This is a genomic window from Streptomyces sp. NL15-2K (genome assembly GCF_030551255.1).
Taxonomy (GTDB): domain Bacteria; phylum Actinomycetota; class Actinomycetes; order Streptomycetales; family Streptomycetaceae; genus Streptomyces.
Map to the genome: position 1 here is coordinate 4,293,952 of NZ_CP130630.1, position 13,617 is coordinate 4,307,568.

Below are 13,617 nucleotides of genomic sequence, written 5' to 3' on the forward strand. Positions count from 1 at the left end.
TGACGACGGCAGAGCGGGGACACGGAGTGCTGCGGCAGCATAACGGCGTGCTGACGGCTGGTCCGTCATGAGGAACCGCCTCCAGCTGTTGCTCCAGGCAATGCTGGTGCTCGTCGCAAGCCTGCTGGGGATCGTCACCAACTACGCCACCAGCGAGAACGAAGCCCCGTGGCTCCTGCATCTGCTCCAGCAGGTTGCCATCCCGGCCATCGGCTTGCTGATCGTCACGATGGTGGTGATGCAGATCGTGGTCCATCGGCTGGAGAACCCTGCTCCTCCGCCGACGGACTGGCCCCACGACCGGGTCCCGTACCCCGGGCTGGATGCCTTCGTGGAGGACGAGGCCGCGGTCTTCTTCGGCAGGGAGAACCAGTCCGAGGATCTGACGCGGCGGCTGCACGCACCGCAGAACCAGCCCGTCGACAGGTTTCTCGTGCTCGTCGGGGCCTCGGGGAGCGGGAAATCGTCGCTCGTGAGAGCGGGGGTGTTGCCGCGGCTGCGCGTCCGGCGGTGGTCGATCCTGCCCGCCTTCTCGCCGGGCCCCAATCCGCTTGGGGCGTTGGCCTCCGCCATCTCCACGGCTGGTGGGGAGCACGAATCAGCGGGCGCGGTGTTACGACGCCTGCGGCAGGACCCTGCCTCCGTGCCTGCGGAGCTGGCCCGGCTGCGCGGAAGCAGGTTCCGCCACATGCTGGTCGTAGTCGATCAGTTCGAAGAGATCATTACTCTCGCCGGCGAGCGGGAGCGTGCCCAGTTCCTGGAGGCGCTGCATGCCTGCGTGACGCAGGATGCGAGGATCCGGGTGCTCGCCACGCTTCGTGTGGAGTTCCTGGGACAGCTCCTCGGTACGCGTCACGCCGAGTTGTTCCAGCACCCGGTCGCCATCGGCGCGCTGGGCAGGAACCAACTCGCCCAGGTGGTGGAGCGGCCCGGCGCACTCGTTGGTCTCTCCTTCGCGCCTGGCGTTGTGGAGGCCTTCGTCAACGACGTGGGCACGGACGACGCGCTGCCGCTGCTCGCGTATCTGTTGCAGGAGCTGTACTTCGCCTCCGGTCCTGGTGAGACGGTGTCGGAGGAGCTGTATCACAGCCTCGGCGGCGTCGCCGGGGCCCTCGCGCGTCAGGCTGACGACACCGTGTCGGAGCTCGGCTGCGGAGACGACGGTATCGACTTCGTACTGAAGGTGCTGCTCAGGTTCGTCACCGTGCAGGGTCAGGAAGTGGCCCGGCGCCGCGTACCGCTCGCCGAGCTGACGGCGCAGGAACGACGCGTCGTGGACGCCTTTGTCGACGCGCGCCTGCTGATGTCGGACGTACACGCGGGTCAAGATCCGTATGCCCAGGTGACGCACGAGGCTCTGTTCCGTCAGTGGGCCCCCTTGCGGCAGGAAGTCGAGGCACATACCGAGCAACTGCGTCAGCGCGCGGAGCTCGAACGATGGGCAGAGGACTGGGACCGCTCCGGACGCAGCCCCGACTACCTGCTCACCGGCGAACGGCTCACCCTGGCCCGACGATGGCTGCAGGCGCTGCAAGAGACCGGGCAGGCCTCGGGGACCGCGCAGTCTCTCGTCGAGTTCTCGCAGCGACGCGATCTCGCCTTTTGCGCCGCGTCTCGGACAGCATCGGGCAGTACGCGCTCGGCGCCGCGGAACTGCAACCGGAGCACTCGCTGCTGCTGACGCTGGCAGCGCTGGGGGAATGCACCCCGACCCCGGCTGCCAGACGCGGACTGATGACGGCTCTGGCATCCAGTCACCTGCGCACCCAACTGGACGGACACACCGACGTGGTCCGGCACATCGCATGGTCGCCGGACGGCTGCCTTCTGGCCACCGCGTCGAGAGACGGCACAGCTCGCCTATACGACGCGAGGTCGGGTCGCTCGCTGCACGTCCTCCCGTCCGGCGGCACGATGGTCGAGAGCGTGGCCTGGTCGTCGGACTCGGCCCGGGTCGCCACCGTGGGCCGCGAACAGGTCGTACGAATCTGGGACGCCACGTCGGGAGAACCACTGCGGTTGCTCACCGGCGCCGCCGACACCGGGCGACAGGTCGCCTGGTCACCCGACGGGCGCTGGATTGCCGCTACCGCACGCGACCAGGCGACGCGCGTGTGGAACGCCGAAACCGGGGATCTCGTCCACGAGCTGCGGGGACACCGGGACGACGTGTGGGGCCTCGCGTGGGCGCCGGACAGCACCCGCCTGGCCTCCGCCTCGCACGACCAGACCGCCCTGGTGTGGGACCTGGCCACCGGCACCTCGGTGACAACGCTGAGCGGCCACACCGACTTCGTGGAGGGCATCGCTTGGTCCCCGGACGGACGCCTCATAGCCACCGGCTCCGGTGACCACACGGTACGGATCTCCGATGCCGAGACCGGCGAACTGCGGCTCCTGGTACGCGGCCACACCGACTACGTCTGGAACATCGCCTGGTCACCCGACGGGCGGATGCTCGCCTCGGCCTCCTCCGACCGGACCGTACGCATCGTCGACGCGCACGACGCGAAGGTGATCGCCGTCCTGCGAGGACACACCGACACGGTCTGGGGTGTTGCGTGGTCCCCGTCGGGCGATCAGATCGTCACCAGCTCCACCGACGGCACCGCACGCGTATGGGACTTGAGGCCGCGCGGTGCCGAGAGTCTGCTTCTCGATGGGCACCACGGGCCCGTGAACCAGGCGGCCTGGTCGCACGACGAGACCTGGATTTCCACCGCGTCGGACGACGGAACGGTCCGAGTATGGGACGCCGCAACGGGCGCCCCTTCCAGCCATGTGATCGAAGAGACGGACCGCGTATGGAGCACCGCGTGGTCACCGATCGACGACCGCATGGCCATCAGCACCAACGACGGTCTCTTCCGCATCGTCCGCCCGGGTCAGGAGAGCGAGTTCGACCACCGGGGAGCTGTGGTCGAGTGTGTCGGCTGGGCCCCGGACGGCAACCGTGTCGCCACCGGAGACCACGACGGCACAGTGAGGGTGTGGGCGGCCCAAGATCGTGCAGAACTGAGTTGCCTGACGGGACATCAGGACTGGATCAGCCGAATTGCCTGGTCCTCCAGCGGCCGCTTCTTGGCCAGCGCCTCGGACGACCGCACATGCCGGCTCTGGGACGTGGCCGAATCCCGGCAGCTCACAGTGTTGCGCGGCCACGACAACTACGTCGACGATGTCGCCTGGTCCCCGAACGAGGAGCGGGTCGCCACCGCCGCCGGTGACTGGACAGCGGCCGTCTGGGACACCGCAACAGGCCGCCGCATCGAGGTCCTCAAGGGCCACGAGGGCCGCGTCCGTGCTGTCGCCTGGTCGCCGGACGGCCGGATCATCGCCACCGGGTCCGACGACCGCACCGTACGCATCTGGTCGTCGGCGACCCTTGAGGAGATCGCCATCGTCGGAGTGCACCAGGACAAGGTGACCTCGGTCGCATGGTCCCGGGACGGCACACGCCTGCTCACCGCGTCCTCCGACGGCACTGCCCGCGTATGGCTCGCCAACCCCGACTTCGACCGCCTGGAAGCGGAAGCGCGCGGCCGGGTCTTCCGCGTTCTCAGCAACGAGGAGCGGCGACACCACATGCTGCCGCTGGACCCGTGATCACAACTGCGGCTCGACCGTCCGGTCATCGGTGTGCACCAGGTACTCGTCCGGGTCCAGGTTCATCGCCTTTCGCTCCGGTGAAGCCCAGTAGGCCGCGTTGCGTTCGGCGAACGTCTCCGGGCCGTCGTACGAGATGAGCCACAGGAACTGATTGCGCTCCCGGTCCACCCAGGCGCCATCGATGGCGAACCCCAACTCCACGCGCAGCGGCACGATTTCCGCACGCCACCGCTCCACCCACTCGTCGAGCATTCCCTCCCGGACGGTGTAAGTGCGCAGTTGAGTAGTCCTGGGCATGCGGCTCCTCCTAGGTCGTAACTCCCGGACGGCAGGCTATGCGCCGCAGAGGGGTCAGCGACAGGAAGCGAGATCACTCGCGGCAGGCACCGGCTCCGCAGGAGACCTGACGAATCGGGGTACGGTCGACGACGTATCCCAAGGCCCGAGGGGCTGGAGTGTGCCGCGTGAGTACTGCTCCGAGAGCACTGCGGCAACTCCCACAGCAGCACACCGCCCTCACGGACTCAGCATGGGCTGGCCCGCTCATCCAGTTCCGCGTCGGAGGATCAAGGCGTCGTACAAAGGCACCTCGGGAAACGGCAGCACTTCGCCGAACCACTCGTAGCCCCAGGACTCGTACAGCGCACGGACCTTGGGATGGACCCGATCGACCAGGAGCGTGACACGTTCCTCCGTTCTGTCACGCAGCAGCTCATCGTGGATCTGCCGGGCGATGCCCGTGCCGCGAACCTTCTCGACGACCATGAGCTCCGAGAGAACCCGGCCGAAGTCCTCGCCGCCTGCCAGGCGCGGGACGCCGCCTGGCACCATGCTGTACGTACCGAAGAGTTCGCCAGGCGGGTACGTTCCACCGTGTGAGCGTGGACTACCAAACCATCGTATGAGTGCCGCCTAAAGAGGGCGCGCCGTTGAGCCAGAGCCAGCACCCGCACGTGCACGGTGACGAAGGGCGCTTTCACGGGGCAACCCGGCTTCTCGCGTTGGACTTTGACGGTTCGAAATCAATGTTTTCCTCACAGATGCATTAGACTTCAACTACTTGCGGGACCCCCCACAGAGGAAAGAGCATCCACATGACTTCTGCAGGATCCATGAAAAAGCGTCTCGCCGCGCGCATCACCGCGAGCCTGGCGACGGCCGCCGCAGTCTTCGGAATCGTGGCCTTCACGTTCGCCGGCGGCGGCGCCAGCAGCAATCAGGCCGACGCCCCGTGGGATTGCGATCGTTACGGCCAGAACTGCGACCAGTACTGACCTGGCCTTTTGGCTGCTCTGACGGACTGCTTTTGTCAGTGTGGGGAGAATATGTTCTCCCCACACCGACGCTTCGCGTATGACGCCGGTCAGCGTCCGCCCTCCAGCCACGGTGCGTGTGCGTCGGCCTCGGGCCGGTTGCGGGAGGGGGCGCGCGGTGAACGCCGGAACCCGCCTGAGAAACTGTCGGGTAACTGATCGATTACTGAACGCTGTGCTCTTTGATGCTCCACCGCGGAGCCGACCGGGTGAGTCTGGCCAGCATCAGACGGATCATGGCCACCTTGATCATCGCTTCCGAAGTGGCAGTCATGCGCTCGTAGTCCCGTGCCGGCCTGCGGTTGCGCACGAGCCAACTGAAGGTGCGTTCCACCACCCAGCGTCGCGGCAACACTTTGAATCCCTTCACGTCGTCGGTGCGCTTGACGATCTCCAGGACCATGCCGAGGGTCTCGCGAGCCCAAGAAAGTAGCTTCTTGTCAACGGAGTTGGCGTACCCGCCGTCGGCCCAGACCAGGCCAACCGTGCGGAATGAAGCCGCGAGACGCCGCAGGATCTCCTTGCCACCAGCGCGGTCCTGCATGGATGCAGAGGTCACCATCACGACCAGCAGCAGGCCCATCGTGTCCACTACCACGTGTCGCTTCCTGCCCGTCATTCGTTTGCCCGCGTCGTACCCGCGGGCCTCACCGCCGTCGCTGGACTTGATGGTCTGCACGTCCAGCACGGCTGCGGAGGGTCCGGGGTCGCGTCCGGCAGCTTCGCGGACCTGTCGGCGCAGAGCGTCATGAACGTGGTCCCAGATGCCGTCCTTACGCCACTTCGTGAACCACCGATGGGCGGCATCCCATGGCATCAAGTCGCGTGGCAGCATGCGCCACTGACAGCCCGACCGCAGCACGTAGAAGATGGAGTCGAGGATCAACCGGTCGTCGTACTTGCGCGGAGCTCCGCCTTTGCACAGGTTACGCACGGGAAGTAGCGGCCTGACAATCTGCCACATCGGATCGGTCAGGCTGGACGAATAGCATGAGCTGCAGTTGGCCCCGGAGTTATCGCCTGTACACACACCACGTGATCATTCCGGAGCCATCGCCACGTCCGGAGAGCGACCCAGGTGCCGCAACTGACCGTAACTGATCAGTCATCCGACATTTTCTGGGTCGGCGCGGTCGACAGTCGGGTGCCGGCTGAACCTCCGGATCACCCGTCGCCACGGGTGGCAGACTGCCAGACGAACGAATGAGTGTTGAGGACCACCCGCATGATGACCGATGTTTCGGACAGCGTCCCGGCTCGCAGCGACCTGCTCGGCCGCTTCCTACGCGCTGTCGTCCAGTACCCGCGACGCAGCCCGGCTACTCTCACCTACCTGGCGCTTCTGACTATCGGCACGGTGGTTGTCAAGCATGTGTTGCCAGGCCCGACCGCGGACCGGATATTTGAGGCTATCAGCACCAACCTGGACAACCTGCCCCGGCATCCAGTTACCACGCTCTTCGGGAGCCTGCTCGTTCTCGATGACGCCACATGGCTCGACAACCTACTGGTAGTCGGACTCGGCATCTCCGTCTGCCTCGCCCTCCTGGAACGCCGGCTCGGAGCCCTGCGCGCCCTAGGGGCAGCGTTGTTGGCCCACGTCAGCGCCACTCTCATCACATTGGTCGTCGTATCGATAGCGACCCGCGCGGAGACCTATCCGGCAGACAGCCGGCACGCGCTGGACTACGGCGTGAGCTACGCGTCCATCGCTGCCGTCGCTGCGGTCACACCACTCCTGCCGCGCCGAGGCCGCCCCTGGTGGTGCGCAGTAGCCGTGCTCTACCCCTTGACGGCAGCGCAATGGTACGGCTGGCTGCCGGACTTCACCACGATCGGCCACATCTCGGCGGCACTGATCGGATTGGCTATGGGGTTCGCCATGTTCCGGACCCGGTCAACGCGGGAAACAGCTGAATCTGTCTCCAGTGCCTGAAGCCCCTGAGTCGCCGGTGGAGCACTGCCGAGGCCACTCCCTCAGCGTAGCCGCATGGTTACCCGACAGTTTCTGAGCCGGGCAGTTCCCAGATGGCCATCGACACGTACCCGGCTCACCCCGAACGGGAAACGCGTCGGCCTGACCGGGCGGGGCACGGTCACGGCTGCACCGGACCGCGAGCGTCTCGTGGACGCGCTCGGCTGGCCTGACATGCCGCTGCCCTGGCTGCCGAAGGGCTGGTGCTGCCCGGTGAAAAGCCACACCCAGGACCGACACGCCGCCGCCCCTCGACCTCACGACCATGCGCGCCTGTGGCGGGTTGCTAGCCCGAGTTTCCTCACTACACCTCCCAGTCCAGCGACGAGCGCGGCCTGGGAGACATCGGCCTCGTCACCGTCGTAGACGAAGAGAGCGACGGCGAAGAGTTGTGGCGCCTGGCAGGGGACCTCGGCGGCCGTACCCATGGTGGTGACCAGGCCCGATGGATCCTGACTCAAGCGAGCCGCGCCCGGATGGTCAAGGCGTACACAGACCTGCCGTATGCGAAGTGGTCGGCACATATCCGCCGACGCATCGTCCTCGACGCGCTCTTCGCCAATCACGACGTCCTGATGACCGGCCGGATTGCGCTGCTGAGCCCGTGAGGAGGAACTCATGGTGAGCAGGTGGCTTGCCGTCACTGATTACTCGTTCGCTCGACGAGGCTCATCCTGGCTGTGTGACGGATCCGCTTGGTGCGGCCCTCGGCAGCGAGGAGCGTGAGAGCTGCGGAGGGGATGGCTGGGGTTGCCGCGATCTTGAGTTGCAGCCAGTTGGGGGCCTCTGCGAGGGATGCGGGATCCCACTGCTGGGTGACTGCGATGGATCGTAGAAGAGCCCAATCCCGAAGGCGCTGGGTCAGGAAGGGGTTGCCGGCTGTTGCTTGGGCGACTGATTCGGCCCAGGCGTCGTAGGCAGGGGTCGAGTAGCGGGTGGCGGCTTGTCGATCGATGTGGCGGACGATCGCTGATCGGGCCATCGTCTGGTCCGGGTCGGCGAGGATCCTGCGGATCAGGTCAGGTTCATCGGAAGCCGTGACCTGCTCCAAGGCCCTTGTGTAGGCGGCGAATCGGGTGTGCTCTGCCGGTTCGTGCTGTTCGGGAGCCTGGGAGTTCATCGGTTCGTACGTCCTTCCACTCCGGCAGCAATCTGTCCGTCCGGCACTGTGCCATGACCTCGGACGGCGTCCGCATTCCGTGTCCGTTCGCAGTCTTGATCAGTCGAACGATGAGTTTTTGCGGGCTGCCGGGTCAGTACGGACATGACTGCAACGAACACGCCGCCCGTCGTCTCCCGTGTGGAGTGGCTGGCCGCAATCGACACCCTGCGCACCCGGGAGAAGGCGCACACCCGGGAGGGCGACGCGATCGCCGCCGCCCGGCGCCGTCTGCCCATGACCGAGGTGGACCCCTCGACCTCGCTCGTCGGAGGCAAGGGACCCGTCCCCTTGATCGACGTCTTCGAGGGACGCACCCAGCTGTTCGTGTCGTATCACATGTGGCATGACGGCCGCCCCGCCGCCGAGCAGTGTGAGGGCTGCACCTTCTTCACCGGCCAGGTCCGTGAACTGTCCTATCTGCACCAGCGTGACGTCACGTTCGCCGTCTTCTGCCAGGGGCCCTACGAGGAGTCGGACCGCTACCGCCGATTCATGGGCTGGGAGCTGCCCTGGTACTCCGTACCCGCCGAGTCCCACGAACGGCTCGTCGCCGGTCGCCACTTCGGGATGAAGGCGTGCTACCTCCGCGACGGCGACCGTGTCTACGAGACGTACTGGACCACCAGCCGCGGCGTCGAACCCATGGCGGCGTCGTACGGCATCCTGGACATGACTGTCTACGGGCGGCAGGAGACCTGGGAGGACTGCCCGCCGGGCTGGCCGCAGCCGTACGAGACCCGCGGTCAGCAGTTCCGCCAGGACGGCCGGCCGACCGCGCAATGGGCACGGATCGCCGCCGGGCACGACGACGGCCTCCACGACGGGCCGGCCGGCACGGGCAGCTCGGGCTGCTGCTCTTGAGGCCGACCCCGAAGGCCACAGCCCAGCCGTCGCCCAGCCCCCTGTTGTCGCTCCGCGGTCCCCACCACGTGATTGGCAGATCTGTTCCACCCTCGTACAGGAAAACCCCACCCGGCGGCGACGGCGATCAGCCGGTTGGTCGTTCCGTCAGGGCCTCGCGGCGGCCTCGGCGCGGGACAGGGCGACTTCCAGGACGACCAGCAGAGCGTCGCGGACCGAGCCTGTCCTCCGGGCGTCGAAGACGACGAGGGGGACGTGCTCGGCGACGTCCAGTGCCCATCGCACCTCGCCGAGGTCGTGCTCGACCTCCCCGTCGAAGGCGTTGACGGCCACCGCGAAGGGGATGCCCTTGTCCTCGAAGTAGTCCACCGCCGCGTAGCAGTCGTCCAGTCGGCGGGTGTCCACGATCACCAGACCGCCGAGGGCGCCCTCCACCAGGTCGTCCCACATGAAGCCGAACCGGTCCTGGCCCGGGGTGCCGAACAGGTACAGCTTCAGTGTCGCGTCGATGGTGATGCAGCCGAAGTCCATGGCGACCGTGGTGGTGGTCTTGCCCGGTGTGTGGGTGAGATCGTCCACTCCTGCCGCGACCTCGGTGATCGCGGCTTCCGTGGTGAGCGGTCGTATCTCGGAGATCGAGCCCACGGTCGTGGTCTTGCCCACTCCGAAGCCGCCGGCGACAACCAGCTTGACCGGTGTCGGAGGCTGTTCAACGGGTGTCACGGAGTGGGCCCGGTGAGTCGGGGACGGCACGGAGACCATCGATAACCCTTCGCAGTACGGAGAGATCCTGGGTGGTCCTGGCGTTCGGCCGGTGAATCGACAGATGCCCTGCGGCACACAGGTCCTCGGCCAGCACGCGGACCACGTTGAGGTGCAGTCGCAGTGCGGCGGCCAGTTCCGCCACCGACTGCGGCCGTCGGCAGGTCGCGATGATGTCGTGGTGCTCGAAAGTGAGTGAGTGGAGGACGGAGAGCCCGGCCGCGGTCGACACGAGCTGGGTTTCTACCGGGATGGGCGGAGCGGCGCCGCCGCCCGACACCCGGCCGGCGGTCAGCAGGAACGGCCGGATCCCACGGGCGCGTCCGGTGGGCTCCGGCGAGTCCCCGGCGTCCCCCGCTGCCTCGTGTGGTGGTCCACCGACGGCCATCACGACCCCTTCTTCAAGTGCCTGTACCGCTGGCTCGGCCACGGAACGGTCAGCCGGCCGGCGCCGCGCCGACACTGTTCTTCAGCTCCAGAACCAGCTGGGGGGTGAGCGCGGCCCCGGCCCGGTTGGCGAAGAGGGTCATCTCGTAGGCGATGTTGCCCAGCTTCGCCTCCTTGGAGGTCACCACGCCGAGGACGGCGCCGCAGCCGATGGCCGACAGCAGCACATGGCCGCCCTCCAGGTCGATGATGACCTTGTCGAGGCCGCCGAGACCGTAGTTGCCGGAGGCGCCCGCGGCGAGACTCGTCAGGCCGGACACGATCGCGGCGAGCCGCTCGGAGTCGGCGTGCTCGCGCAGGTCGGATACGGCGATCAGCAGGCCGTCGGACGACACCGCGATGGCGTCGACCACACCGGCGGTGTCGGTGGCGAACCGGTCGAGCAGCCAGGCGAAATCGGCCGCGGCGGCTCGCAGATCGGTCGGTTCCGGCCGCTCGGAACTGCTGTCAGCTGTCGACGTGGTCACTGCCCGACTCCTTCTGGGATTCCTGGTGGTGCGACTTCTGGGATTCCTGGTGGTGTGCCGGTGCCGGCTCCGTCCGGGCGTGAGCGCTGTCCTGCTTCGCCCGGCGTACGGCTGCTTCGAACTCGTCGAGTTCCGAGCGGACGGCTTCGGCGTCGGCGGGCGGCCGGGCGGTTGACGCCCCTCGGTCGGCCGGTGACGCGGTCCTGGTGAGGGTGGCACCCCGTACCCGCCGCCGCAGCGTCCCGGAGGCCCGAACGGCGGGCGGTTGGCCGGAGGACCCGGAGGACGTGGTGCGCCCCCGGACGGTCTCCACGGCGGGCCCCTCGCCGGTCTCCACGGCGGGCCCCTCGCCGGTCCCCACGGCGGTCCCCTCGCCGGTCCCCACGGCGGTCCCCTCGCCGGTCTCCACAGCGGGCCCCCGGCCGGTCTCCACAGCGAGCCCCCGGCCGGTCCCCACAGCGGACCCCTCGCCGGTCTCCCCGACGGTCCCCTCGCCGGTCTCCGCAGCGGTCGCTTCCGCGGTGGCCGGCTCCCCGGCAGTCCCCTCCGCGGTGGCCGGCTCCGCGCCGGTGCGGGCCGGGACGCGGCGGGGGAGCGTGCCGGGCGGCGGCGGTGCCTCCGACCGCTGCTGGGGGACAGCGGCGGCGGATGCCTGTACGAGTGGCGGCGTGGGCGCGGCGGTCTCGTGCGACGGTCCGACCGGCCCGGTCCTCGCCGGGAACGCCGTCACGGTCCCGAACCGGCCCGTGTCCGCGGGCCGCGGGGGGTCCACGGGGCTCATGGTCAGCAGAAGCGCGGCGGGGATCCAGACGGTGCCGGTGACCCCGCCGCCCGATGTACGGCTCAGGGTCACGCGCACGCCCCAGCGCCGGGCGAGGCTGCCGACCACGAAGAGACCGAGCACCTTGGTCGGTACGACGTCGAGCCGTTCCCGGCGTACGAGCCGGGCGTTCTCCTCGGCGAAGCGCTCCGCGCTCATCCCGAGGCCGTGGTCGATGACCTCGATGAGCGCCCCGCCGTCCTCGGTGATGTCGGTACCGGGGCGGACGACCACTTCGACGGTCGTGTGGGAGGGCGAGAACGCGACCGCGTTCTCCAGCAGTTCGGCGAGCATCAGCGTCAGGTCGCCGATGATGTCGGGTGCGACGGTGACCTCCGTCTCGGACCGCAGGGTCACCCGCTGGTAGCCCTCGATCTGGCCGAGGGCCACCCGGATGACGTTGGCCAGGGGTGCCGGCCGGGCCTCGATGCCGGTTTCCCGGATTCCGGCGAGCAGCATCAGGCTGTCGGCGTTGCGCTGGAGGCGTACGGCGATGTGGTCGACGCGGTACAGCCGTTCGAGGAGGTCGGAGTCGGTCTCCTCGCGTTCGATGGCGTCGATCAGGTCGAGCTGCCGTGTCGTCAGATTGCTCACCCTGCGGCCGACGTTGCCGAACATCTCGGCGACGTTGCGGCGGCTCAGTACCTGCCGCTCCAGCAGCTGGGCGGCGGTGACCTGCACCTGGTTGAACGCCTCGGCCAGTTCGCCGATCTCGTCGCGGACCGGGACCGGGATCGGCCGCGGCCGCAGGGGGGTGCCGGCGCCGGACTCGTCGTCGGCGACCCGGGCGAGTTCCTCACCCGCCACCTCGACCACTTGCTGGGCGGCGCCGGTGAGGGCCGACAGGGGGCGTACGACCGAGCGTCGCACCAGGACACAGAAGGACAGCCAGACGGCGAAGCCGAGCAGGGCCATGCCGAGCAGGTACAGCGCGTTGCGCAGGGCGTCCGCGGACACGGCGTCGGCCCGGGCGGCGGTCTGCTCGATCAACGACCGGGTGATGGCGAGGCGGGATTCGGACTGCCGGGTTCCACTGGCGATCGCCTTGCGGAGCTGGTCCGGCGTCTGGGTCTGCAGGGCGCCGGGATCGATCTGGAGCTCCGTGAACCGGGCGGCGATGCCGTACCGCTCGGCACCGCGTTCGATGCCGTTCATGCTCATGACCTGGGCCGGTGTGGCGATGCGCTGGAAGCGGTCCGACTGGTAGTCGTAGAGCCCGCGGGCGTCGACCGCCCGGCTGTACTCGGTGAGGGCGTTGGCGTCACGGGTCTGCGCGGAGAACACGGCGCTCTCGAAGGCCGCGTGGGCGGCGTCGGCGCGCAGCACCGTGTCGAGGAGTGTCGTGACCGACGAGGTGTCGGAGTAACGGTCCAGCCCGATGCCGTCGATCAGGTACTCGACCGCGGAGGCGTAAGCGGGGTCGATGTTGGCGGCGGGGACATAGCCCCGCTCGAGCTTCTCGCGCAGGACGCCGAGGCCACGGATGTAGGCGAGCGCCTGCTCCTCCTCGAACGGCAGGTCCGAGGCGAACTCCGCGCGTACGGCGGCGACCTGCGCGTCGGTCTTCTGGTGTGCCCGGCGGTAGTCGCTGGTCGGCGGCAGGCGGACTCCGGGGCGGGCCTCGTCGTACTGCACGGAGAGCAGGAGTGCCTGCCGGTGTTCGGCCTGTACGTCGTTGATGAGCTTCGTGACCTGTTCACTGTCGCGCACCAGGTCCGCGATCCGGGCCGCGTCCTGGGCCTGCCGCACCTGACCGTAGGCGCCGATGCCGAGGAGCACGCCGACGGCCGCGATGGGAGCGATCACCAGGACGTTGAGCTTGCGCCGGAAGGGCCACCGGTCCAGAACGGTCGCCGCCTGCCGGCGCAGCCGCGAGGCTCGGTCGGCATGGCCGGGCGGGTCGGGTGCGAGCGGCGGGTTCCCTGTGGTCGCGGACACCCGGGCCTCCTTCGACTGTTGCTGAGCGGGGACGGAGGTGTCGTGGTTGACGGACCGCCGATCGGTCCGCACGGGATGTGACACTTTCGCCGCCGTCATCGCTGAGAGGAGCGGAAGGATCGCGCCATGTGTCTGGAACCGCTCGTGAGCGTAGCCGTGTTTACGGTGGCATGACAGGATCTGGCATCAAAAATCCATTACGAAATCTTTGTGAAGTACCTGAAGTATCTTCCGAACGTGATGCTTCGTCCGCCTCTTGCCCT

The 13,617-nt window shown here is 68.2% G+C and carries 14 protein-coding genes; 6 read left to right on the forward strand and 8 right to left on the reverse strand.

The window, feature by feature from the left end; all coding sequences use genetic code 11:
* The first annotated feature begins 67 nt into the window (after positions 1-67).
* Complete coding sequence (locus Q4V64_RS19085; RefSeq protein ID WP_253267136.1) at positions 68-1,681, forward strand: ATP-binding protein; 1,614 nt, start codon at positions 68-70, stop codon at positions 1,679-1,681.
* Positions 1,603-3,606, forward strand: a complete 2,004-nt coding sequence (locus tag Q4V64_RS19090; protein WP_253267135.1) for a WD40 repeat domain-containing protein — start codon at positions 1,603-1,605, stop codon at positions 3,604-3,606. Before Q4V64_RS19085 ends, Q4V64_RS19090 begins: the two co-directional genes overlap by 79 nt.
* Here Q4V64_RS19090 and Q4V64_RS19095 read toward each other — a convergent pair whose 3' ends face one another.
* Complete coding sequence (locus Q4V64_RS19095) at positions 3,607-3,906, reverse strand: NIPSNAP family protein (protein ID WP_124441932.1); 300 nt, start codon at positions 3,904-3,906, stop codon at positions 3,607-3,609. It abuts the gene before it with no gap.
* A gap of 246 nt (positions 3,907-4,152) precedes the next feature.
* Positions 4,153-4,374, reverse strand: a complete 222-nt coding sequence (locus Q4V64_RS19100; RefSeq protein WP_172629345.1) for a GNAT family N-acetyltransferase — start codon at positions 4,372-4,374, stop codon at positions 4,153-4,155.
* Positions 4,375-4,703: 329 nt separating this feature from the next.
* On the opposite strand from Q4V64_RS19100, the gene Q4V64_RS19105 reads away from it, so the two are divergent.
* Positions 4,704-4,883, forward strand: coding sequence for a hypothetical protein (locus tag Q4V64_RS19105; protein ID WP_124441930.1), 180 nt, complete (start codon positions 4,704-4,706; stop codon positions 4,881-4,883).
* A gap of 202 nt (positions 4,884-5,085) precedes the next feature.
* Here the strand turns inward: Q4V64_RS19105 and Q4V64_RS19110 are convergent, their stop codons facing one another.
* Complete coding sequence (locus Q4V64_RS19110) at positions 5,086-5,952, reverse strand: IS5 family transposase (RefSeq protein ID WP_124441929.1); 867 nt, start codon at positions 5,950-5,952, stop codon at positions 5,086-5,088.
* A 195-nt stretch (positions 5,953-6,147) separates the two neighbouring features.
* Here Q4V64_RS19110 and Q4V64_RS19115 point away from each other — a divergent pair, with 195 nt between their 5' ends.
* Both Q4V64_RS19115 and Q4V64_RS19120 read left to right on the forward strand, forming a co-directional pair.
* The gene (locus Q4V64_RS19115) at positions 6,148-6,858 is read left to right on the forward strand and encodes a rhomboid-like protein (RefSeq protein WP_124441928.1); all 711 of its coding nucleotides are present in this window, start codon (positions 6,148-6,150) and stop codon (positions 6,856-6,858) included.
* Between the two features lie 428 nt (positions 6,859-7,286).
* Positions 7,287-7,505: a hypothetical protein gene (locus tag Q4V64_RS19120; RefSeq protein ID WP_303710614.1), complete on the forward strand. Its 219-nt coding sequence runs from the start codon at positions 7,287-7,289 to the stop codon at positions 7,503-7,505.
* Positions 7,506-7,537: 32 nt separating this feature from the next.
* On the opposite strand, the gene Q4V64_RS19125 is transcribed toward Q4V64_RS19120, so the two are convergent.
* The gene (locus tag Q4V64_RS19125) at positions 7,538-7,948 is read right to left on the reverse strand and encodes a hypothetical protein (protein ID WP_124441927.1); all 411 of its coding nucleotides are present in this window, start codon (positions 7,946-7,948) and stop codon (positions 7,538-7,540) included.
* A 213-nt stretch (positions 7,949-8,161) separates the two neighbouring features.
* Between Q4V64_RS19125 and Q4V64_RS19130 the strand changes: the two genes are divergently transcribed.
* Positions 8,162-8,920: a DUF899 family protein gene (locus Q4V64_RS19130; protein ID WP_124441926.1), complete on the forward strand. Its 759-nt coding sequence runs from the start codon at positions 8,162-8,164 to the stop codon at positions 8,918-8,920.
* 147 nt (positions 8,921-9,067) lie between these two features.
* Here the strand turns inward: Q4V64_RS19130 and Q4V64_RS19135 are convergent, their stop codons facing one another.
* The 4 genes from Q4V64_RS19135 to Q4V64_RS19150 are packed head-to-tail and all read right to left on the reverse strand — an operon-like array spanning position 9,068 to position 13,354.
* On the reverse strand, positions 9,068-9,682 hold the full coding sequence (locus tag Q4V64_RS19135) for an ATP/GTP-binding protein (RefSeq protein WP_124441925.1): 615 nt from the start codon (positions 9,680-9,682) through the stop codon (positions 9,068-9,070).
* Positions 9,630-10,070, reverse strand: a complete 441-nt coding sequence (locus Q4V64_RS19140) for a DUF742 domain-containing protein (protein ID WP_124441924.1) — start codon at positions 10,068-10,070, stop codon at positions 9,630-9,632. The genes Q4V64_RS19135 and Q4V64_RS19140 overlap by 53 nt, the downstream gene beginning before the upstream one ends.
* Positions 10,071-10,119: 49 nt before the next feature.
* Complete coding sequence (locus Q4V64_RS19145; protein ID WP_124441923.1) at positions 10,120-10,596, reverse strand: roadblock/LC7 domain-containing protein; 477 nt, start codon at positions 10,594-10,596, stop codon at positions 10,120-10,122.
* Entirely contained in the window at positions 10,577-13,354 is a 2,778-nt protein-coding gene (locus Q4V64_RS19150) for an ATP-binding protein (RefSeq protein WP_253267134.1), read from the reverse strand. The genes Q4V64_RS19145 and Q4V64_RS19150 overlap by 20 nt, the downstream gene beginning before the upstream one ends.
* Between the last annotated feature and the right edge of the window lie 263 nt (positions 13,355-13,617).